Raw genomic sequence first — 21,241 nt, 5'->3', positions numbered from 1 at the left:
GTCAAGAATGATAGCCGGCAAGAATTACGGGGGCGCGCTCGGGCTGACGACGCGGCCAGAGACGGACGCGGACGTCCCGTTCCTCGGCGCGCTCTATGCCTCGACGCGAATGGAAGAACTGGCGGTGACCTCCTGGAGCGAGCCGCAGAAGCATGCATTCCTCGACATGCAATTCCAGGCACAGCGCGCGCATTACCGGCGCTATTATCCCGACGCCGATTGGTTCGTGATCGAGTACGGCAGCGAGCGGATCGGCCGCCTTTATCTCGAGCGCTGGCCGAGCCAACACCGCATCATCGACATTGCTTTCCTGCCGCAGCATTGCGGCAAGGGCTTCGGCACGGCGCTGCTCAACGACCTGATCGACGAGGCTGCCGCCGTCGGCAAGGCGGTGTCGATCCATGTCGAGAAGAACAATCCGGCGCGCCGCCTCTATCTGCGGCTGGGCTTCGCTGTGAGCGAAGACAAGGGCGTTTACGACCTGATGGCGCGGCCGGCCGCGTTGTCAGGCAAGGGCGGCGATGGCGCTCAGTTGAAGACGGCCTCGTAAGTATAGCCCGTCGCATCCTGGGATACCGGCACGATGAAGATGTCATGCGCATGCTCGCTTCCGACGAAGCGGTAGGTCGCCTGCGGCAAAAGCATTTCGCGCGGCCCCTTGAACAGCAGCGAGAAGCCGCCGCCGTCGCGCAGGCTGTGGCCAATCCGCTTCACCGCGTTCAACTCAAGCGCGACCATCTTTCCGCTCGTCTCGACGATGAAAGTCTGTCCGACAGCCTGGTCGAAATCCGTCGCCGAAATCATACTCGTCCGCCCTCGATCGCTTGCCTGGCCCGCCGATGTCATCGGCCGGCACCATGTTGTCCATAGCCTGCCGACCGGAGCAATTCCAGGAAAACTGCGCGGTGGTTGGGTTCGGCGACTTCGCCGTAGCCTTCCGTCCGGAATTGCGTTGGAAAGGAGCAGGAGCGGTTCGGCGGATTCTATCCGGCAAGAGAGCCGCTACGGCCGTTGCGCCAGCCCTTGTGCTGGCCTAAACCCGTTATGGCTGCGCTATTTCATAGCTTTCGAAGTTTCCGGGGAGAATGCGACAACATGGCTGAAACAACGACCGACAATGCGCCGGCCGCAGGTGCCCCCGGCAATGCGCTGCCATTGTTCTACGGCAAGCCCGAGGCGCTCAACCCGATCCGCCACGGCTCGCTCGGGCTGACCGCCCGCGCCGATTTCGGCTTTGCCCGCACGGCGCATGCCATTCCGGTCGTGGCGTCGGAAATGCCCGGCGCCATGCGCTCCTATCCGATCGTCTTCATCGGCCCGACCAAGGCGCCGGTAGTCATCACCGGACTGCGCCAGAACGAGAACCTGTTCGTCGACGCCGACGGCCGCTGGACCGAACCCCATTACATTCCCGCCTATGTGCGCCGCTATCCCTTCATCCTGGCGGACGAGTCCGCCACCTCCGGCCGGCTGACGCTTTGCGTCGACCGCGCCAGCGATCGCGTCGTCGATCAGCTGGCGGCGCCATTCCGCGACGACGGCGGCAAGCTCGCTTTGTTCTTCAACGGCGCCGAACCCGCCGAGGCGACCAAGCAGGCGCTCGCCTTCTGCAGCCAGTTCCAGAACGACTTCAACGCCACCCGCGCCATGGTCGAGAAAATCGACGCCCATGGGCTGTTCGCGCCGCGCCAGAGCAAGGTGACGCTGGAAGGCGGCGAGGTGCTGAACCTCACCGATTTCCAGGTGATCGACGAGCAGGCGCTCAACAAGCTCGGCGATGAAGCCTTCCTCGACCTCCGCAAATCCGGCGCGCTCGCGTTGATCTACTGCCACCTCGCCTCGTCCAACAGCTGGTCGTCGCTGGTCTACCAGGCGTCGCTTCGCAAGCGGGCTTAGAAAATAGGCGGCGACAATAAGCACGCAGCCAACGCCGTCAGACCTCGGCAAAGTGAATATCCATGGCCTCTTGCGAATTCGCGGATGCCCATCAACACGCCGCGTAGCTCGGCACGACCCTCACGCCGCTCGGACGGAGCGAGGGACGAGATTGCCGATCATAAGTCAGCCAACGCCCGGCGCCGGGCCGCTGACGTTAGCTGACACCGATTAGCTGACACCGAACAGCTCGCAAACGGTCTTTACGGGGTATTGACCCCGCACCCAAATGCGGATTTTATGATACGTGGATACAAAAATACTTTTTGGTGCCAAGTGCCAGCAGCCTTCTCCGTAGAGCCACGCCTGTCCGCCACCGCAGAGGAGGAGGCGTACAGGCATCTTCAGCGGGCGCTTCGCCTCGGTCGCTACAAACCGGGCGACCGGCTAATTCCCGAAGAGATCGCGGCCGAGATCGGCATGAGCCGCATGCCGGTGCGCGAAGCCTTTCGGCGCCTGGCTTCCGACGGGCTGGTGGTTCTGCGTCCCAATAGAGGATGTGTCGTCGCCGGCCTCACGGTTGATGAGCTTTACGAGATCTTCGAGATACGTTCGGTTCTCGAAGGACTGGCCGTCAGGCTGGCAATGCCACGGATCGATGAGGAGGCGCTCGAAGAGTTCGAGAACCTGCTCGACCGCATGGAACGCGCGGGCCAGAGCGGCAGCAGCGACTGGGTGATCCGCCATCAGGAATTCCATGGCCGCATCTGTGCGCTCAGCCGGAGGCCCAAGCTCATCCACCAGGTTTCGGCACTGCATGTCGTGATAGAGCCTTACATGCGCATCTGGTTCGATGACGCCGACAAGCCGCTCTCCGCACGCGAGGAGCACGCTGCGGTGATCGCAGCCTTGCGATCGGGCGACGCTCGCCATGCGGAAGAGGTCATGCAGGATCATATTCTCGGCACAGCGCCGATGTTGGCCGAATTCGTGTCTGCGAGCCGGTGATCAACGCCGGCAGGAGAAATGGCCTCAAACCGGCAAAAGACCGGAACTGGCCAGCGGAACAGCTAGATCAGCCTAAGAAAGGGGAACATATATGAAAATTCATCGACTGGCCGCCGTCGCGGCCGTATTCGGCATGCTCGGCTTTGTCCAGACCGCATTCGCGCAGGACGCGCCAAAGGCTATAACAATCGCGACCGAGGGTGCCTACGCCCCCTGGAATTTCACCAACGCAGACGGCAAGCTCGACGGTCTGGAGATCGAGCTTGCCAACGATCTTTGCGCACGGATGAAAATCAAGTGCACCATCATTGCCCAGGACTGGGACGGCCTTATACCATCATTGAAGGTCGGCAAGTTCGATGTGATCATGGCCAGCATGTTCATCACGCCGAAACGCCTCGAGACCATCGACTTCACGCAGCCTTACGCGATCGATCCGGGCGGGTTTGCAGTCGCCAAGGATAGTGAGCTCGGCAAGCTCGGTGCTTCGGCTGAAAAATTCAAGCTGGATGACGAAGCCGCGTCCAAGGCCGCCGTCGACAAGTTGAAGCCGCTGCTGAAAGGCAAGGTGGTCGGCGTCCAGGCGGCGACGGCCATGCTCGAATTCCTGAAGAAATACTTCGGCGACACGGTGGAAATCCGTGAATACAAGACCACCGAGCAGCACGATCTCGATTTGGCGGCGGGGCGCATCGATGCGATATTCGCTCAGAAGACAGCGCTTGCCGCGACGCTCGCAAAACCTGAATTCTCCGGCTTCACGCTTGCAGGTCCGGGCTTCGTCGGCGGCCTGTTCGGCGCCGGAACCGGTGCGGGATTGCGTAAGGAAGATACCAAGCTCAAGGAGATGATGAACGCCGCGATCAGCGCCGCGATCGCTGACGGCACCATCAAACGTATCTCGGAGAAATGGGTGAAGACGGATGTGACGCCGGTCAAGTAGGCGCTGGCTGACCCGTCCGGCGGATCGGCATCGATCGACTCCGCCGGGCGGCGCGCTGAAAGCCTCGGTTCACATGATGGATGCATTGCATATTCTTTCCTTTGGCAAGGGCGGCTGGGGCGCCGCCCTGCTGCTGGCATCGGGCGTGACGCTCTCGCTGTCCGTCCTCGGCTTTCTCCTCGGTGCTGTCTTCGGCGCAGTTGCAGCAGGAGGCCGGCTCTCCTCGAAACGTCTCTCGTGCTGGCTCGCGAAAGGGTACGGAACGGTGTTTCGGGGCGTTCCCGATCTGCTGACGATCTACCTGCTGTACTACGGCGGCAGCATTGCCCTGACGCAGATCGGCAAATTCTTCGGCGGCGCCGGCTTCGTCGGACTGCCGGCATTTGCGACGGGCGTCCTGGCGATCGGCATCATTTCTGGCGCCTACCAGGCTGAGGTCTATCGCGGCGCATACCTGGCCGTCGATCACGGCCAGTTTGACGCGTGCAAGGCGCTCGGCCTATCCCGCCTTCAATCCCTGCGCCTCGTCATCGGGCCGCAGCTGATGCGCCACGCCCTGCCGGGGCTCGGCAATGTCTGGCAGCTGGTTCTCAAGGATTCAGCCTTGATCTCCGTGATCGGCCTGGTCGAATTGATGCGGCAAGCTCAGATCGGTGCCGGCTCGATGCGAGAGCCTTTCGTCTTCTACGTGGCGGCCGCCACGCTCTACTTCGTCATCGCTGCCGTGACTGCTTCGGTCTTCCGCTACGGTGAAGCCCGTGCGTGGCGAGGCATGGCCCGCGCATGATCGACTTCGCGTTCTTTGTCGAGATTATTCCCACCCTACTCTCCGGCTTGCCACTGACGTTGCAGCTTGCGGGCTGGTCGATCAGCATCGGCTTCGTCTTGGCTCTGTTGCTCGCATTGGTCCAACAGGGAACCAACCGGATACTGGTCTGGCCCATACGCTCCTTCGTGGCGATCTTTCGCGGCACACCGCTGCTCGTGCAGATCTTCCTCATCTACTACGGACTGGGCCAGTTTCGTCCGTCGCTCCAGGCGGCCGGGCTCTGGTGGGTGTTCCGCGAGCCCTACTGGTGCGCCGTCATCGCGCTCAGCCTCAATACCGCGGCCTATGGCAGTGAGATCCTGCGCGGAGCGATACAGGGCGTGCCGCGCGGCCTCGCCGAGGCAGCCTCCGCGTTCGGCATGTCACGACTGCTGACATTGCGTCTCGTCATTTTGCCGTTGGCGCTCCGCCAAGCCATCCCGAGCTACAGCAACGAGATCATCCTCATGATCAAGGGCACGTCGCTTGCATCGATCATCACGCTGATGGAAGTCACCGGCATCGCGCAGGGGCTTATTTCGCAAACCTATCGCGCGGTCGAGGTCTTCGTGGCCGCCGGCGCGATCTATCTCACCATCAATTTCACGCTCATCTCGGCACTGAACGCGCTGGAAACTTGGCTCACCCCCTACCGGTCGCGGGCTTGAGACATGCCACTCGCCAATGAAGAAGAGAATTAACGAAATGCGCAATTTCGAGAAGCCGACGCGATCCGTTGCCGTGTCGCGACATGCGATGGCGGCGACCTCGCATCCATCCGCCACGCTCACGGCGCTGCAGGTCATTGAAGCGGGTGGCAACGCGATGGATGCAGCCATTGCAGCCTGCGCGGTCCAATGCGTTGTGGAGCCGGGCTCGACCGGCATCGGCGGCGACTGTTTCGCGCTCTACGCGCCCAACGGCTCCGACAAGGTCGTCGCCTATAACGGATCCGGGCGCACGCCGGCGGCCCTCACGGCCGACTGGTTCGACGAGCGGGGACTGACAGAGGTGCCACGTCAGTCGCCCGCATCGGTGACGATCCCAGGGGCCATCGACGCATGGACACGCCTGCACGCCGATTACGGCGGTCTCCCCTTTGCCGACGTGCTTGCGCCCGCCATACGGTTTGCCGAGGAGGGTTATGCCATCACTCCGCGCGTTCACCGCGATTGGTTTCTTGAACAAAAACTTCTCGCAGCCGACGTTACGGCTGCGCGAATCTTCCTTCCCGGCGGAAGGGCGCCAAGAATCGGGGAGGTTCACCGCCAGCCGGAGCTGGCACATACGCTGAAAGGCATTGCTGCAGGGGGACGCGACGCGTTCTATGGCGGGCCGGTCGCCGAGGACATGGTGTCCTATCTAAATTCGCTGGGCGGGCTCCAGACGCTGGAGGACTTCGCGAATGCGCGCGGCGAGTATGTGAGCCCGCTGACCACCGATTTTCGCGGCTACACGGTCCATGAATGTCCCCCGAACGGCCAGGGCATCATCGCTCTCCTGATCCTCAATATCCTGAGCCACTTCGACGCCGAAGAGGACCCGCAGTCGCCCGACCGGCTGCATGTCGAGATCGAGGCGACGCGCCTTGCCTACGGCGCCCGCGACGCCTGGATCGCCGATCCAGAGAAGGCGGATGTCCCAGTCGGCCACCTGCTGTCAGACGAACTGGCCGACAGACTTGCGGGGATGATCGACCTCACAAAGGCGCTGACAGATCTGCCGCCTTTCGAAACGCCTCTTCATCGCGACACGGTCTATATCTCGGTGGTCGACCGAAATCGGAATGCCGTAAGCTTCATCAACTCCATCTTTGACAGTTTCGGCAGCGGCCTTGTCTCTCCTGGCTCGGGCGTGATCCTGCACAATCGCGGTCAGAGTTTCTCGCTCAAGCCCGGCCATCCCAATCGAATCGGCCCGTCGAAACGGCCGCTTCACACGATCATCCCAGGCATGGCGACCCGCGACGGCAGGGTGGAAATGTCGTTCGGTGTGATGGGCGGCTACTATCAGGCGCTCGGCCATGCGCATTTGATCTCGAAGGTCCTCGATTACGGAATGGACCTCCAGGAGGCGATCGATCTGCCGCGCTTGATGCCGACATCCAACGGAACGAGAGTGGAGGCAGAGCATACGTTGGACGGCTCAACAAAAGCCGAGCTCGAACGCCGAGGTTTCACCTTTACTCAAGCGGAAGATCCGATCGGCGGCGCTCAAGCGATCCGCATCGACTGGGAGAACGGCACGCTGACCGGCGCGTCGGAACCAAGGAAAGACGGCATCGCTCTGGGGAGCTAACGGGTGTGGCAACAACTTTCAGTTCAGCGGAAGTCGACACATCGTGATCTTCCCGCCGTCGGCAGCCGGGTTGTCCCCCAGCTTCCACATCTGTGAGCGCCGACGCGCTTGAATCAGCGAGCCGCGTTGCAGCGTTCAGGCGCGGCGTCTGACAATTTCATTCTGAATATCGGACACCGCGGCTATGTCTGCCAGCCATTCGATCACGCTTCGCACAAAGCTGCGCGGGACCAAGATGTCACAAGCGTCAGGTCCGTTTCGCAACAGCAGAACCGGTACATGATGTAAGCCAGTCTGCAGCGCCCTCCCTGGACTTGCGCACGGTGAGTCCCAGTCGATCGCCACCGATCCTTTCAGAGCGTTGAAAGTCTGCTGCCCGCTCAGCTTAAGCCGCATTCTTCCTTCGCTGAGCGACAGCGAGCATCCAAGAGTGGGGTCGATATTCCAGTCAACCTGCGGTCCTCCATCCGCGATCAGCCAAAACCGTCGAGGCGCAATACGAACCGCGAGCCACCCTGCGGCGGCGACTGTCTCGCCGGCAGCGGCCGGCAGCGCGGCGCCCAGCTGGCGTGACAGGTCGGCTTCGCATGCCGCTTGCGTTTCAGGCCAGCTCTCGATCTGGATTATCGTGCAGGCCGCGACGGATATGGCGGAGCCGGTTTCAACCATGAAGTCGCTCCCCCTCCGGGTCCAAGAATACTGGCGAGACCACGCTCGCGCGGACGGTCTCGTTTTTCATGGTGTGAACGGCCACCACCTCGTCCCCCACGGCGACATCGCCAGCGAGCAGCGCAAGACCGACATAGCCTTCGAGCGTCGGGCTATACGTCACCGAGGTGATGCGACCGCGGCCGTGCCCCTGCCGGGCTTCGCCCTGCTTGAAGAGAATGGCGCCGCCGCTCAGGCGCGTTCCTGCCTCCAGGCATTTCAGCCCGACCAGGCGCTGCCGGTTCGGCTCGCCAAGAGCAGGACGGCGGCGAAGCACGTCGCCGACGAAACCGGAGCGCTTTCCGACCATGCGGCCAAGACCGAGATCGTCGAGCGTCGTGCGGCCGTCGATCTCGGGGCCGGCGACGTGACCCTTCTCGACGCGCAGCGCGCCCAGCGCCTCGACCCCGTAGGGCCTCAGCCCGAACGGCTCGCCGATCTCGATTAGCCGGCGCCAGGCGGCTTCGCCGGCGCTCGCGCCGACATAGACCTCGTAGGCCCGCTCGCCGGAATAGCTCAGCCGAATGATCCGCAGTGCCCGGCCTTCGAATTCCCCTTCAACGAAGCCCATATGCGGCAAGGCCTCGTTGGAGAGCTCGAGCGCAGGAAAGGCGGCGGCGAGAACTTGCCTGCTCCTCGGTCCGGCGACCGACATCGCCGCCCATTCGTCGGTCACGGAGGCGACAGCGACGCGCAGGTCCGGCCAGGCCGTGTCGAGCAGGAATTCCAGCCACGACATCACCTCGGCCGCCTTGGCGGTCGAGGTGGTCATGAAGAAGCGGTGCTCGCCAAGCCTCGTCGTGGTGCCGTCGTCGAAGACGATGCCGTCGTCGCGCAGCATGACGCCGTAGCGAGCGCGGCCGACCGGCAGTTTGGCGAAGCTGTTTGCGTAGACCCGGTCGAGCAGCGTCGCGGCATCGGGGCCCTGAATGTCGATCTTGCCGAGTGTCGAGATATCCATCAGTCCGGCGGCCTCGCGCACAAACTGCATTTCCGCGACATAGGCCTCGTTCACGTCGCGGCCGGCGCCGCGGTAGAAATAGGGCCGCATCCATAGGCCGACTTCCAGCATGTCGGCGCCATTGGCGACGTGCCATTCATGCAGCGGCGTGCGGCGGGTCGGCTTGAAGTGATGGCCGACGGCGCGTCCGGCCAGCGCGCCGATCGCCACCGGCGTATAGGGCGGCCTGAAGGTGGTCGTGCCGGTCTCGGGGATGGTTGTGCCGCGCAACGCTGCCATCGCAGAGAGCGCCGGGAAATTGCTGGTCTTGCCCTGGTCCGTCCCCATGCCGAGCGTGGTGTAGCGCTTCAGATGCTCGACCGATTCATAGCCCTCGCGGTGCGCGAGCGCGATGTCGCCGATGGTGACATCCATCTGGATGTCGACGAAGGCCTTGCCGCGCGCCGCCGGAACATTGCGGAACGCGGCCGCGGACAGCTCCGCGGATTGAAGCTCGAGAGCGGCCGGCACGGGCTTCGTCTTGCCGCAAGAAGCGGCCGCCTCGATGCCGGCGCAGTGGCCGGTCTCGATCGCTTCCGCCGCGGTGTAACCGCCAACCACGGAACCGGCGCCGAACTGGCCGGCCGCGAAGGGACCGGGAACGAAGCCGTCGATGTCCTCGCGGTAGACCGGCTTGACGCCGAGTTGCGAGGCGAGATGCGCCGTCGGCGACCAGCCGCCGGAAACGCAGACCAGATCGCAATCGACCTCGGTCTCCGCGCCTGTTCCGGCCAGTCTGGCCGCCTTGACCGCGCGGCCGCCGCGCAGGTCGGCAATGTGCGTGCCGGCACGAACGGCGATGCCGAGGCGCGAAGCCTCTGCCTGCAGGGCGGGCGCAAGCATAGTCCGCAGATCCGCAACCGTGACCTGCGCTCCCGCGGCAGCGAGATCGAAGGCCGTGCGCCAGGCGCCGTCATTCGTCGTGGCGACCACCGCCTTCCTTCCGGGCAGGACAGCGAAGCGGTTGACATAGGTCCTGGCCGCCGAGGCAAGCATCACCCCCGGACGATCGTTGTTGGAGAACACCAGCGGCCGCTCGATGGCGCCGGTGGCAAAGACGATAGCGCCGGCGCGCAGGATCGTGAACGCCTGGAGGGCCTGGCCGGCGGCCTGCGGATCGTCGCGCCGCTCGACAAGGCCAAGCACCTTGCCGTCGTAAAGGCCGACGGCGGTCGTTCGCGCCATGAGGCTGACGTTCCGGAAGCCCTTGAGTTCGGCTTCCACTGTCTGGAGCCAAGCGGCGGCCTCGGAACCGCGACGCTCGGAGAGAAGCTGCCCGCCAAGCCGAAAATCCTGCTCGATCAGCGCCACCCGCGCCCCGGCGTTCGCCGCGGCGCGCACGGCGGACAAGCCCGCCGGGCCGCCGCCGACGATGGCGACATCGGCAAAGGCGTGGCGAACCTCGTAGCGGTCGGGATCCGGCTCCAGCCCGGCCTTGCCGAGCCCCGCCGCCTTGCGGATGAAATGCTCGTAGAACATCCAGGCGCGACGGGTCGGACCCATGAAGGTCTTGTAGTAGAAGCCCGCGGACAGGAACGGCGCGAACAGGCTGTTGAGGCTCTGCACGTCGAAGGCGAGCGAAGGCCAGCGGTTCTGGCTCTCGACGACCATGCCGTCGGCGAGCTCCAGCATTGTCGCGGGCAAGTTCGGCTCGCGCCGTCCGCCGGTGCCAAGCGTCACCAGCGCGTTCGGCTCCTCGGCTCCGGCCGAGAAGATGCCGCGCGGGCGGTGGTATTTGAAGCTGCGGCCGACGAGCGACACGCCGTTGGCGAGCAGCGCCGAGGCGAGCGTATCGCCCTGGAAACCGGTGAGGCTGCTTCCGTCGAAGCTGAATTCGAGCGGCCGGCCGCGATCGATGCGGCCGCCCTCGGCCAGCCGGTTGGAGTTGGAACTCATTGCGATGGTTTCCTGGCAGGTGGCTTTTTCGCAGACGGGTTCCGGGCGAGAGCGACCGAAGCGATCGAATGGTTGCGAGTGTCGCGCTCCACGATCAGCCACTGCCGGCAGCCGAGGACGTGCTGCCAGTGTTCCCGGTGTGCTCCGGCCGGGTTCTTGCGGACGAAGACATAGCGGTACCAGGCCTCGAAATCCGCATCGTCATGCGCGGGGCGCATGACCGAGGCATCGCCACCATAACGGAACTCGTCATGGTCGCGAGGGCCGCAGCAGGGACAGTCGATACGCAGCATATCTCGGCCTCCCCTATTGCAGCCAGGCGAACGGACCGACGCCGGCCTCGTCGAGCGTGCGCCCCGTGCGGAAGCGCTCGAGGCTGTAGGCGGCATTCAGCGGATGCGGCTTGCCGGTCGCGATCGTGTGCGCGAAGCACCAGCCGGACGCCGGCGTCGCCTTGAAGCCGCCATAGCACCAGCCGCCATTGAGATAGAGCCCGTCGATCGGGGTCGGGCAGATGATCGGGCTGGCGTCGGGCGTCATGTCCATCACGCCGCCCCAGTGGCGCAGCAGCCTGACCCGCGAGATGCAGGGCATCAGCGCAATCGCCGCTTCCGCGACCTCGCGCACGACGCCGAGATTGCCGCGCTGAGCGTAGGAATTGTAGCCGTCGAGATTCCCGCCGAAGACCAGTCCGCCCTTGTCGGACTGGCTGACGTAGAAATGATCGGCGCCGTAGGCGACGACGTGGTCGACCATCGGCTTCAGCGGCTCCGTCACGAAGGCCTGCAGCACATGGCTTTCGATCGGCAGCTCGAGACCCGCCTTCTGGCCGAGAACCGAGCTATGCCCCGCCACCGCCAAGCCGACCTTGCCGGCGGCGATCGGGCCCTTGGCCGTCTCGACGCCGACGATCCTCTCGCCCTCGCGCAGAAAGCCCGTCACCTCGCAATTCTGGATGATGTCGACGCCGTGCCCGTCGGCGGCGCGGGCGTAGCCCCAGGCGACGGCATCGTGCCGGGCCGTGCCGGCGCGGCCCTGCATGATCGCGCCGTGGATTGGGAAGCGCGCCGTGTCGGAATAGTCCAGATAGGGCACCAGGCGCCGAACGTCGTCGCGGCTCAGGATCTCGGCATCGATGCCGTTCAGCCGCATGACGTTGGCGCGGTAGCTGAAAAAGTCGAGCTGGTCGGCCGAATGAGCGGTGACGATCTGCCCCCGCTGCGAGAACATGACGTTGAAGTTCAGCGCATGCGTCAGGCCTTCCCACAGCTTCATCGAGAATTCGTAGAACTGGGTGTTTCCGTCGAGCAGGTAGTTCGAGCGGATGACGGTGGTGTTGCGGCCGACATTGCCGCCGCCGACATAGCCTTTCTCGATCACCGCGACGTTGCGGATGCCGTGGTTCTCGGCGAGGTAGAAGGCGGTCGCCAGTCCGTGCCCGCCGCCACCGACGATGACGACGTCATAGAAGCGTTTCGGCTCCGGCGCGCGCCAAGCGCGCTGCCAATGCCTGTGCCCGGCAAGCCCATTGGCGAGGATGGAGAGGGCCGAATAGCGGCGCATCGGAGGCTTCTTGGGTTCTATTTGACGAAAAGACGGCGCGGGAAATCGCAAAAGGCTTCGACGCCGGTCTCGGTGATGCGGATCGATTCCGAAATGGCGATGCCCCAGTCGTCCAGCCACAGGCCCGGCATGAAATGGATCGTCATGTTCGGCTCCAGCACAGTCTCGTCGATCGAGCGCAGCGAGATGGTCCGCTCGCCCCAGTCCGGCGGGTAGCCCAGGCCGATGGAATAGCCGCAGCGAGAATCCTTGAAGAAGCCATGCCGCTCGATGGCCCTTGTCCAAGCGGCATGAACGTCGCGCGAGCCGGCGCCGGGCTTTGCCACGCTAAGCGCGGCCTCGAGCCCCTCGACGACCACCTCCGCGGCCTTGCGCATCCCTTGCGGCGGCTCGCCGAGATAGACCGTGCGCGTCAGCGGCACATGATAGTGGTGCCTGACTCCGGCGATCTCGACCGTCGTGCCGGCCGGCGAAGCGAACAGGTCGTCGCGCCAGGTCAGATGCGGACAGGAGGTGCCGACGCCGGTCGGCATCAGCGGCGCTATCGCGGCGTAATCGCCGCCAAAGGCCTCGGTGCCACGCGTGGCTGTGGCAAGAATTTTGGCGGCGGCATCACACTGGCGGACACCGGGGCCGATCACCTCGATCGCCCGCGCCATCGTCTTTTCGGCGATGCGGGCCGCCTGCTGCATCAGTTCGATCTCGGCGCCCGACTTCACCGCGCGGACCCAGTTGACCAGCGCGCCGGCGTCGACGAAGCGAGCGTTGGGCAGTTCCGCCTTCAAAATGTCGAGCGACTTCGCGGTGAAGTAGAAGGAGTCCGCCTCGACACCGATCCTGGCGCGACCGAGGCCGCGCTCGCTGATCACGCGCGCTACAGCCTGCAGCGGGTGCTTCGCCTCAGACTGCACATGATCGTCGGAATAGCCGACGATGTTCTCTTCCGGCAGGATGGTCGTGAGCCGCGCGCCGTTGACGTCCTGGCCGCGTCCGATCCACACCGGATGCGCTTCGTCCTGCGCGACGAGCACGCCCTGATGGACATAGAAGGACCAGCCGTCATAGCCGGTGAGATAGTTGAGGTTGGCGGGCTCCGAGACATAGAGCGCGTCGAGCCCGGCTTTAGCCATGCGCGCCTTGGTCTTCGCCAGCCTGGCGGCGAATTCCTCCTTGTCGAACGGTGTGTTGTTCTTGCCGAACTGCATCGCCGATGTCCTCAGCGCACGGTCACGCCCGAGGGCGTCCTGGTCAGCACCTCGGCGCCCGAGGGACCCAGAAGCACCGCGTTGGACATGAAGAAATCGCCGCGGCCGGTGCCCATCAGCCAGGAGAGCACATGGAAGCTCATGCCGGTCTTGAGCACGATGTCGCTGTCGCGGCGCAGCCCCGTCACCTTGTTGCCGCCGGTCCAGCTCGGCGGCAGGCCGATGCCGACCACATAGCCGCAATGATGGCGGCGGTAATGCGAGAGGCCGGCGCGGTCGACCACGCCCTGCCAAGCCGCATAGACGTCGCGGAACAGGACGCCCTCGCGCATCGCGCCGACGACTGCCGCAAAGGCGTCGGCCGTGAGCGCTGCCATCTCGTAGGTCTCCTTCGAGGCTTGGCCGACATGGATAAGGCGGCCGAGAGGCGCGTGGTAGCGGGCGACGCAGCCGGTCAGTTCGAGGAAGACCGCATCGCCGGCACCGAACCGGTCGCTCGTCCAGGTCGTGTGCTCCTCGCCGAGCCGCCGGGTGGAACGGATGAACGGACCGAAGCCGGGGAACGTGCCGCCGGCCTCGATCATCGCGCGCTCGGCTTCCGCCGCGACATGGCGCTCGCTCGCCCCCTCCCCGATCGCCTCGATCGCAGCCTGCGCGCCGGCGTCGGATATCTTGGCGGTCGCGCGCATCAAGGCCTGCTCTGCCGGGCTCTTGACCATGCGGATGTCGTCGATGATGCCGGATGCGTCGACCCAGCGCGCGGCGCTCAGGCGTTCCTTCAGCGCCTCGGCAAGCCCGTGCGGCAGGCCGGACGACCAGGACTCGATACCGACGGCGCCGAGCCTGCCGAAAAGCACGCGTCCTGAAAGATCGGCGACCGTCTCGCCGTCATGGTGCCCCTCGAAGCGCGCGTTCCTGACCTGGTTGGCAATGGTTACCTTTTCCATGGCGCGCGTCAGCAGGATCATTTCGCCATCGGCCGGAACGACCAGGATATGCGGCGCGAAATAGCCCCAGTGATCGAGGCCGGTCAGATAGAAGATGTTCTCCGGCGCCGAGACGAGAAGCGTGTCGATGCCCCGCCCGGCCATGGCATGCCGGACGGCGTCGCGGCGCCGGTCGAATTCCTCGCTCTCGAAATAGGGCGCGACCGCTTCGCCGTTGCTTTTGTCCAGCATAACTCCCCCTCCGGAGCCGTTGCTCCGCAGCATCATTTTTGCTCGCCTTCGGTTGAGGCATGTTGTGTACAACTTCCGCCAATATCGGCCTCAGTTTTCGACCCTGTCAAGGTTTTTTCGTTTTTCGAAGGCCATTGATGTGCACATCTATTGAAACGCGGCGAAAAATCTGCAACCATACGTTCAAGCTGCTCAATGCCGAAAAAAAGGGGTCGGGTTAGGCGGCGGTTTCGCAAAAATGGGAGCAAGATGATGACGATCAGAATTTCGCGCCGCACCGCGCTTGGACTCGGCGCGGGGCTTGTCATGTTGTCCAGCACCGCAGCAGCGCTGGCCGACACGACGCTGGAGCGCGCCAAGAAGGACGGCTATATCCGGGTCGGCTTCGCCAACGAGGCGCCGTTCGGATACGCCACGCCCGACGGCAAGCTGACCGGCGAGGCGCCGGAAGTCGCCAAGGCGGTGCTGGCCAAGATGGGCATCAAGCAGGTCGACGGCGTGCTGACCGAGTTCGGCTCGCTCATCCCGGGTCTCAAGGCCGGGCGCTTCGATATCATCGCCGCCGGCATGTTCATCAATCCCAAGCGTTGCGCCGAGATCAACTTCTCCGAGCCGTCCTACGGCATCGGCGCGGCGATGCTCGTGCAGAAGGGCAATCCGAAGCAGGTTAAGGACTTTTCGACTTTCAAGGACAATTCCAGCCTCAAGCTCGCGGTCATGGCCGGAGCCGTCGAAGGGGCGGAAGCGAAGGATGCCGGCGTCTCTCAAGGCCAGCTCGTGGTCCTGCCGGACCAGTCGAGCCTGGTTGCCGCGGTTCAGTCGGGTCGCGCCGACGCCGCCGCGCTGACGGCGCTGTCGATCGCCGAGATGGCCAAGAAGGCCGACGGTGTCGAGTCCACCAAGCCCTTCGGTGAGGTGAACGGAAAGTCGGTGAAAGGTCATGGCGGTTTCGGATTCAGGAAGGAAGATACCGACCTGCAGAAGGCCTTCAACGCCGAGCTGAAGAAATTCATCGGCTCGCCCGAACACGTCGCCCTGGTCGAGCCGTTCGGCTTCGGCAAGGACTATCTGCCGAACAAGACCACCGCCGAGCTCTGCGCCGGCAAGTAAAAGTCCCAACTCCGGGCGGCGCTTCGGCGCCGCCTTTTTTCTTCGGAGAGGCAGATGGGCATCCGGACGCTTGTTGGCATGCTGGTTGCCGCATTGGCGGTGATCGGCCTGCTCGCCACGCAGACCTCCTACAGCCTGTTCCTGCCGGGACTGCTGCAGGGAGCGCTGCTGACCATTGAAATCGCCGTGCTGGGGAGCGTGCTGGCCGTGGTGATGGGCGTCTTGGCGGCGCTTGCCCGCCTCTACGGGGCGGCACCGCTGCGCTGGCTGGCGACGGTCTATGTCGAGATCTTTCGCGGCACCTCCGCGCTGGTGCAGCTCTTCTGGCTGTTTTTCGTGTTGCCGCAATTCGGCTTGCTGATGGACGCCTTCACGGTGGCCGTGCTGGCGCTGGGCCTCAATGTCGGCGCCTACGGATCGGAAGTGGTGCGCGGAGCGATCCTAGCGGTGGCGCCCGGCCAGTGGGAAGCGTCGATCGCCCTCAACATGAGCCGCGCCCAGATGCTGCGCAGGATCATCCTGCCGCAGGCTTTCGTCGCCATGATCCCGCCCTGGGGCAACCTGTTCATCGAGCTCCTGAAGTCGACGGCGCTGGTGTCGCTCATCACGCTGACGGACCTCGCCTTCAAGGCGCAGCAGATGAACCAGAGCACGCTGAAAACCGTCCCGATCTTCACTCTGGTGCTTCTGATCTATCTCGTCATGTCGCTCGCGATCACGATCGGCATGCGGTTTCTCGAGCAGCGGGCGTCCGCCGGGCTCTCGCGAGGGAGGGCCGCCTGATGTGGGATTGGTCCTTCGCGCTCGAAATCCTGCCGACGCTGGCAAGTGCTGCGATCATCACCATCGAGGCGACGCTGATCGGCTTCGTCATCGCGGCCCTGCTCGGTCTGGCGCTCGCCCTGGTGCGCATCGCCATACCGTGGACGGCCTGGCCGATATCGGTGCTGGTCGAGCTGATCCGCTCGACGCCGCTGCTCATCCAGATCTTCTTCCTCTATTTCGTGTTTCCCAAATTCGGCGTGGTGCTGGACGCCTTCACCGCCGGCGTGATCGCGATCGGACTTCATTATGCGGCCTACTGCTCGGAAGTGTACCGCGCCGGGTTCGACAACATCCCGCGCGGCCAATGGGAGGCGTCGATCGCGCTCAACCTGCCGCAATGGGCGACCTTTCGCGATATCATCATCCCGCAGGTCATTCCGCCGATCGTTCCGGCGCTCGGCAACTACCTGGTCGCGCTGTTCAAGGAGACGCCGCTGCTGTCGGCCATTGCCGTTCTCGAACTGATGCAGACGGCTAAGATCATCGGCTCCGACACCTTCCGCTACACCGAGCCGATGACGCTCGTCGGCCTGTTCTTCCTGGTGATGAGCCTGGTCTCGGCCGCGCTCATCCGTATTCTGGAACGCCTGCTCAACCGGAGGACTCCACGATGACGGACCAGCCCATGGTGCGCTTCGACAATGTGTCGAAACGTTATGGCGCGCTGACGGTTCTCGACGGGCTCAGCCTCGACATTGCGCGCGGCGAAAAGGTGTCGATCATCGGACCTTCCGGCTCCGGCAAGACGACGGTACTGCGCATGCTGATGACGCTGGAGACGATCAATGACGGCGTCATCTGGGTCGAAGGCGAGCCGCTCACGCATATGGACAAGGGCGGCAAGCTGGTTCCCGCCAATCTCGGCCATATCAGGCGGGTACGGGCCAAGATCGGCATGGTGTTCCAATCGTTCAACCTGTTCCCGCATATGAGCGCGATGGCCAATTGCATCGAGGCGCCGATGACTGTGCTCGGCATGAAACGCGCCGACGCCGAGGCGCGCGCGGCCGAGTTGCTCGACATGGTCGGCCTGTCGCAGAAGAAGGCTCACTATCCCTCGCAGCTCTCCGGCGGACAGCAGCAGCGCGTCGCGATCGCGCGGGCGCTCGCCATGCGGCCAAAGATCATGCTGTTCGACGAGGTGACATCGGCGCTCGACCCCGAGCTTGTCGGCGAAGTGCTGCAGGTGATAAGGCAAATCGGGCGGGAGCATGACCTCACAATGCTGATGGTCACCCATCAGATGGGTTTCGCGAAGGAATTCTCCGACCGGGTCTGCTTCTTCTACCAAGGCAAGATCTGCGAGCAGGGACCTCCAAGCGAGCTGTTTGGCGCGCCGAAGAACGAACGGACGCGGCAATTCCTGCGCGCGGTGCTGGAGGCGGGATGACCCGCAACGACGATGCGGCGATAGAGCAGGCCACGATCGGTCCAACGCGACCGCCTTCGGCGCGGGAGAGATCGGAACGCATCTACAGGATTCTGCGTGACCGTATCTGCCTGCTCGACTATCCCCCCGGGAACCACCTGTCGGAAGAAGAGCTCGCTCAAGAGTTCGAAGTCAGCCGGACTCCGGTCCGGCGGGTCCTTGCGCGTCTGGAATCGGAAGGCCTGGTCCAGTCGGTCCATGGTGTCGGCACGATCGTCACCGACGTCGACATCGAGGAATTGGAGCAGGTCTACCATTTGCGCATGGAGCTGGCGGAATTGATCGGCAAATTGTCGCCAATTCCGCGGACCGGTGCCGATCTCGACCGCATACGCGCGCTGATGGAGCGCTGCGACGCCCACATCCTCCATCCGGACCAGCGCGCTTTCCTGCGGCTCAACATGGATTTCTTCTATGAGCTGAGCGCGATGACCGGAAACCAGCCGCTGCGCGACATCAGCGAGCGGCTCTATTTCCAGGTCGCACGGGTCGTCTTGAAAATGATGCCGCGGCTTGGCCTGGCCGAGGAGTTCGCCGCGTTCCGCCGGGAAATCGCGGAGGTGCTCGCGGCGGCCGAGATCGGCGACTGGGCTTCGATCGGACACATCAGGCGGGCGCATATCTCGATGAGCTTTCGGCGGATGATGTTTCACCGAAGCGACAAAGGGGGAACTTTGCGTAAAGACGATTCGATCAAGTCAGCGCGGTCTTCGACTTCAGGTCTGGCGTGACGATGCTCTCAAAAGCAGATGCTTCAGCGATTGAGCACGATGTAGATAGATAGAATATCAGCTTCATTGCCGAGGTTTTCTATGAGCGAGCAAAATCGATGTTCCTGGCGGGAGCGCATGACGATCCTCGGCGATGTCGAAGTGGCATCCTTTCTTCCGTGGATCGAGCGTCATGCCGCCAAGCTCGGGCTCGCGCATGCGATATGCGTTGCCGGTCCCGACCGCATTGAACTCGACATTGCCGGTCCGGCCGAACTCATCGACATGATGGAGATGGGGTGCTCTCTTGGACCAATCGATGTCTGGGTCGAGACCATCCGCCGGGCGCCGATCGAGAGCGAATCGGGCTAGGTTTCTGGGCCTGCGGCCCTCTGCCTGCCGAAGTGTCATGCACCTTTTTTAGGCATTATTGCCAGTGAGGAAATGTTGTGCAAACGTAACCCGGCGTATTAGCATATCCTTGACCGCGAAGCTTCGATTGGGAAGATGCTGGTGCCGTTTTGAAAGTTGATGCATGCCGCCCTATCCCACCGGCTCATGGATGCCTGTTGCCCTCTCCGCGGACTTGCCGGCGCAAACCGTTATGCCGGCGCAATCCCCGGCCGGACCGGTTGCCCTTTGGCGAACCCGCTCCGGCCGTGCGGCGGCCTTCGCCGACAGATGCCCCCATCGCGGCATGCGCCTTTCCCACGGCTTCGTACGCGGTGAGACCCTGGCCTGCATCTATCACGGCTGGAGCTACGCCAAGGCGGGAAACTGCCAGCGCATTCCGGCCCAACCGGCATTGACGCCGCCGGACACGATTCGTGTCGCGACACAGCACGTCGAGGATGGCGGCGGCATCATATGGATTTCGGTTGGCGAACCCGCCGCCGGACCGCCGCGGTTCGAGGGCCTTGCGCCGCTCCGCTCCATGGTGGTGGAAGCGGGCATCGTGGCGCTGGAGGCGGCCGCGGGCACGAAAGCCGCTGGAGGCCTGCTCGACTACACCTATGATGACCGGACCGTCTGGCTGCTGCTTGCTCCCGATGGGCAGGCGCGCACGCTGATGCATGTTTTGGTGAACGAGGACAGCAATCCGGACGAGCGTATCGACGCGTCGAGGGCCGCCGAGGCGCTGCGGCGGGCGGCCGAGGATATTGCACGCGCCGGAATCGCCCGATGACCCGCAACACGATGATCGACGGATGGTACCCTGTCGGCCTTGCTAGCCAGCTCGATGCGCATGGGCGCAGGACGGCCCTGATGGGCGAGCCGATCGCGGTGAGGCGCGGCGAAGATGGAAACGCGAAGGTCACGGGCGGCAACGGACGTGACCTGCCGGCCTGCATCCGTTATGGCCATGTCTGGTCGTCGCTCGGTGATCCACAAAAGCCGCTGTTTGCGATCCCCGAGGCCGATCAGCCGGGCCGGCGGCTCGTCGATGTCGGGGTGGTGCGCGTGCGCTGCTCGCCATTGCGTGCGGTGGAGAACTTCCTGGACATCGCGCATTTTCCTTTCGTGCACACCGACATACTGGGGGCCGAGCCGCATACGGAGGTGCAGAACTACAAGGTCGAGATCCGAGAGGACGAAGACGAGGTCTGGGCCACTCAGGTGAAGTTCTACCAGCCGCAGGCCGCCAAGTCGGCGGAAGGTGGCATCACCACGGAATACATGTACCGCGTGCCCGCGCCGACCTGCTCGGTGCTCTACAAGACCTGCCCGCCTCGCCCGGCGGAATGGGACGTCATCACACTTTTCGTGCAGCCACTTGCCGAAGACCTGTGCGACGTCTGGCCATGGATGGCGCTGTTCGATGACGAAACACCGATGACCGACCTGATCCATTTCCAGCAGACGATCTTCGTTCAGGACCGGTCGATCCTCGAAAACCAGATTCCGACGCTGCTCCCGCTCGATCCCGGCATGGAGATCCCCACGCGCGCCGACCTTACCTCGGTTGCCTACCGGCGCTGGCTGAAACGCCACGGCTACACCTACGGCGCGCAACTGGTGGCGCAATGAAGCTCTACGACTACGTGCTGTCGCCGAGCTGCTACAAGGTGCGCCTCATGGCTGCGCTGATCGGGGTGACGCTCGACATCCGCCCTGTCGACTTCCATCCCGGTTGCGAGCATCGCGGTCCTGAGCTCATGGCGCTCAATCCGGCGGGTTCGATCCCGATCCTGGAGGATGGCGACCTCGTGCTGACCGAATCCTCGGCCATGCTGGTCTATCTCGCCGCGAAGGCGGCACCCCAATGGCTGGGCAATGATACGGCCGGGCGGGCGGCGCGCGTCCAGCAATGGCTGTCCTTCTCGCACCGGCTGACCGCGAGCCTTGGGGCGGCGCGCTTGCACGAGATGCTGCTGCGTCCGGGCAATATCGCCGCCCTTCGGGAGCAGGGAACAGCGGCCCTGCGGGAGCTGGAAGCCGGCCTCGTCGAACAGCATGTCCGCGGCCAGCGCTTCCTCGCGTCGGATCGACCGACGATCGCCGACATTGCCTGCTTTCCCTATGTTGCGCTGGCGCCGGACGGCGGCGTTTCGCTCGACCCCTATCCCGCGATCCGGCTCTGGTCACGGGCGGTCCGCAGTCTCGAGGGCTTCATCGAGATGCCGGGCATCCACCGGCTGCACGAATTGACACCTGCGCCCGTCCTCGAAGTCGGCGAGGCCTGAC

At 64.1% G+C, this 21,241-nt stretch carries 23 protein-coding genes; 16 read left to right on the top strand and 7 right to left on the bottom strand.

All coding sequences use genetic code 11. The annotated features are described in order from the left end of the window. The first annotated feature begins 7 nt into the window (after window positions 1-7). Window positions 8-550, top strand: coding sequence for a GNAT family N-acetyltransferase (locus FJW05_RS08715; RefSeq protein WP_140630407.1), 543 nt, complete (start codon window positions 8-10; stop codon window positions 548-550). Here the strand turns inward: FJW05_RS08715 and FJW05_RS08710 are convergent. After that, on the bottom strand, window positions 529-804 hold the full coding sequence (locus FJW05_RS08710) for a hypothetical protein (RefSeq protein WP_140630404.1): 276 nt from the start codon (window positions 802-804) through the stop codon (window positions 529-531). The genes FJW05_RS08715 and FJW05_RS08710 overlap by 22 nt on opposite strands. A gap of 291 nt (window positions 805-1,095) precedes the next feature. Here FJW05_RS08710 and FJW05_RS08705 point away from each other — a divergent pair, with 291 nt between their 5' ends. The 6 genes from FJW05_RS08705 to ggt all read left to right on the top strand — a co-directional run bounded on the left by FJW05_RS08705 (window position 1,096) and on the right by ggt (window position 6,932). After that, on the top strand, window positions 1,096-1,896 hold the full coding sequence (locus tag FJW05_RS08705; RefSeq protein WP_140630401.1) for a SapC family protein: 801 nt from the start codon (window positions 1,096-1,098) through the stop codon (window positions 1,894-1,896). A gap of 279 nt (window positions 1,897-2,175) precedes the next feature. Continuing rightward, on the top strand, window positions 2,176-2,883 hold the full coding sequence (locus tag FJW05_RS08700) for a GntR family transcriptional regulator (protein WP_246673287.1): 708 nt from the start codon (window positions 2,176-2,178) through the stop codon (window positions 2,881-2,883). Window positions 2,884-2,974: 91 nt separating this feature from the next. Continuing rightward, window positions 2,975-3,826 (top strand): transporter substrate-binding domain-containing protein, encoded by an 852-nt coding sequence (locus FJW05_RS08695; protein WP_140630399.1) that lies wholly within the window; start codon window positions 2,975-2,977, stop codon window positions 3,824-3,826. Window positions 3,827-3,899: 73 nt separating this feature from the next. Continuing rightward, the gene (locus FJW05_RS08690) at window positions 3,900-4,613 is read left to right on the top strand and encodes an ABC transporter permease (RefSeq protein ID WP_140630397.1); all 714 of its coding nucleotides are present in this window, start codon (window positions 3,900-3,902) and stop codon (window positions 4,611-4,613) included. After that, window positions 4,610-5,302: an ABC transporter permease gene (locus FJW05_RS08685; protein ID WP_140630394.1), complete on the top strand. Its 693-nt coding sequence runs from the start codon at window positions 4,610-4,612 to the stop codon at window positions 5,300-5,302. The genes FJW05_RS08690 and FJW05_RS08685 overlap by 4 nt, the downstream gene beginning before the upstream one ends. Before the next feature lie 37 nt (window positions 5,303-5,339). Further along, window positions 5,340-6,932, top strand: coding sequence for a gamma-glutamyltransferase (gene ggt / locus FJW05_RS08680; RefSeq protein WP_140630975.1), 1,593 nt, complete (start codon window positions 5,340-5,342; stop codon window positions 6,930-6,932). Between the two features lie 135 nt (window positions 6,933-7,067). Here ggt and FJW05_RS08675 read toward each other — a convergent pair whose 3' ends face one another. Genes FJW05_RS08675 through FJW05_RS08650 form a run of 6 tightly spaced genes read right to left on the bottom strand, consistent with a single transcriptional unit; the run spans window position 7,068 to window position 14,482 of the window. Then, window positions 7,068-7,601 carry a sarcosine oxidase subunit gamma gene (locus FJW05_RS08675; protein ID WP_140630391.1) on the bottom strand — a complete coding sequence of 178 codons (534 nt, stop codon included), beginning with the start codon at window positions 7,599-7,601 and terminating at the stop codon, window positions 7,068-7,070. Continuing rightward, window positions 7,594-10,536 (bottom strand): sarcosine oxidase subunit alpha family protein, encoded by a 2,943-nt coding sequence (locus FJW05_RS08670; protein ID WP_140630389.1) that lies wholly within the window; start codon window positions 10,534-10,536, stop codon window positions 7,594-7,596. The genes FJW05_RS08675 and FJW05_RS08670 overlap by 8 nt, the downstream gene beginning before the upstream one ends. Next, a complete protein-coding gene (locus tag FJW05_RS08665) occupies window positions 10,533-10,829 on the bottom strand; it encodes a sarcosine oxidase subunit delta (RefSeq protein ID WP_140542687.1) in 297 nt (98 codons plus the stop codon). Before FJW05_RS08665 ends, FJW05_RS08670 begins: the two co-directional genes overlap by 4 nt. A gap of 13 nt (window positions 10,830-10,842) precedes the next feature. Further along, a complete protein-coding gene (locus FJW05_RS08660) occupies window positions 10,843-12,099 on the bottom strand; it encodes a sarcosine oxidase subunit beta family protein (protein WP_140630385.1) in 1,257 nt (418 codons plus the stop codon). Between the two features lie 17 nt (window positions 12,100-12,116). Then, window positions 12,117-13,304, bottom strand: coding sequence for a M24 family metallopeptidase (locus tag FJW05_RS08655; RefSeq protein ID WP_140630382.1), 1,188 nt, complete (start codon window positions 13,302-13,304; stop codon window positions 12,117-12,119). Window positions 13,305-13,315: 11 nt separating this feature from the next. Next, on the bottom strand, window positions 13,316-14,482 hold the full coding sequence (locus FJW05_RS08650; RefSeq protein WP_140630379.1) for a Xaa-Pro peptidase family protein: 1,167 nt from the start codon (window positions 14,480-14,482) through the stop codon (window positions 13,316-13,318). Between the two features lie 252 nt (window positions 14,483-14,734). Between FJW05_RS08650 and ehuB the strand changes: the two genes are divergently transcribed. From ehuB to FJW05_RS08605, 9 genes are all read left to right on the top strand, one after another. Further along, on the top strand, window positions 14,735-15,592 hold the full coding sequence (gene ehuB, locus FJW05_RS08645; protein ID WP_246673285.1) for an ectoine/hydroxyectoine ABC transporter substrate-binding protein EhuB: 858 nt from the start codon (window positions 14,735-14,737) through the stop codon (window positions 15,590-15,592). A gap of 54 nt (window positions 15,593-15,646) precedes the next feature. Then, window positions 15,647-16,375 carry an ectoine/hydroxyectoine ABC transporter permease subunit EhuC gene (gene ehuC, locus FJW05_RS08640; protein WP_140542682.1) on the top strand — a complete coding sequence of 243 codons (729 nt, stop codon included), beginning with the start codon at window positions 15,647-15,649 and terminating at the stop codon, window positions 16,373-16,375. Further along, window positions 16,372-17,031, top strand: a complete 660-nt coding sequence (gene ehuD / locus FJW05_RS08635) for an ectoine/hydroxyectoine ABC transporter permease subunit EhuD (protein WP_140542713.1) — start codon at window positions 16,372-16,374, stop codon at window positions 17,029-17,031. The genes ehuC and ehuD overlap by 4 nt, the downstream gene beginning before the upstream one ends. Further along, window positions 17,028-17,807 (top strand): ectoine/hydroxyectoine ABC transporter ATP-binding protein EhuA, encoded by a 780-nt coding sequence (ehuA, locus tag FJW05_RS08630; protein ID WP_140630373.1) that lies wholly within the window; start codon window positions 17,028-17,030, stop codon window positions 17,805-17,807. Before ehuD ends, ehuA begins: the two co-directional genes overlap by 4 nt. After that, the gene (locus FJW05_RS08625) at window positions 17,804-18,577 is read left to right on the top strand and encodes a GntR family transcriptional regulator (protein WP_140630371.1); all 774 of its coding nucleotides are present in this window, start codon (window positions 17,804-17,806) and stop codon (window positions 18,575-18,577) included. The genes ehuA and FJW05_RS08625 overlap by 4 nt, the downstream gene beginning before the upstream one ends. A gap of 117 nt (window positions 18,578-18,694) precedes the next feature. Continuing rightward, on the top strand, window positions 18,695-18,928 hold the full coding sequence (locus FJW05_RS08620; protein ID WP_246673283.1) for an acylphosphatase: 234 nt from the start codon (window positions 18,695-18,697) through the stop codon (window positions 18,926-18,928). Window positions 18,929-19,091: 163 nt separating this feature from the next. Then, a complete protein-coding gene (locus tag FJW05_RS08615; RefSeq protein WP_140630366.1) occupies window positions 19,092-19,742 on the top strand; it encodes a Rieske 2Fe-2S domain-containing protein in 651 nt (216 codons plus the stop codon). Next, window positions 19,739-20,584, top strand: coding sequence for an aromatic ring-hydroxylating dioxygenase subunit alpha (locus tag FJW05_RS08610; RefSeq protein WP_140630364.1), 846 nt, complete (start codon window positions 19,739-19,741; stop codon window positions 20,582-20,584). Before FJW05_RS08615 ends, FJW05_RS08610 begins: the two co-directional genes overlap by 4 nt. Beyond that, entirely contained in the window at window positions 20,581-21,240 is a 660-nt protein-coding gene (locus tag FJW05_RS08605) for a glutathione S-transferase family protein (protein ID WP_140630361.1), read from the top strand. The genes FJW05_RS08610 and FJW05_RS08605 overlap by 4 nt, the downstream gene beginning before the upstream one ends. Window position 21,241: the final 1 nt, after the last annotated feature.

This window comes from Mesorhizobium sp. B2-9-1 (genome assembly GCF_006439455.1).
GTDB lineage: Bacteria > Pseudomonadota > Alphaproteobacteria > Rhizobiales > Rhizobiaceae > Mesorhizobium.
Note: the sequence above shows the minus strand (reverse complement) of the source record. Positions and strands in the feature narration are given on the sequence as shown.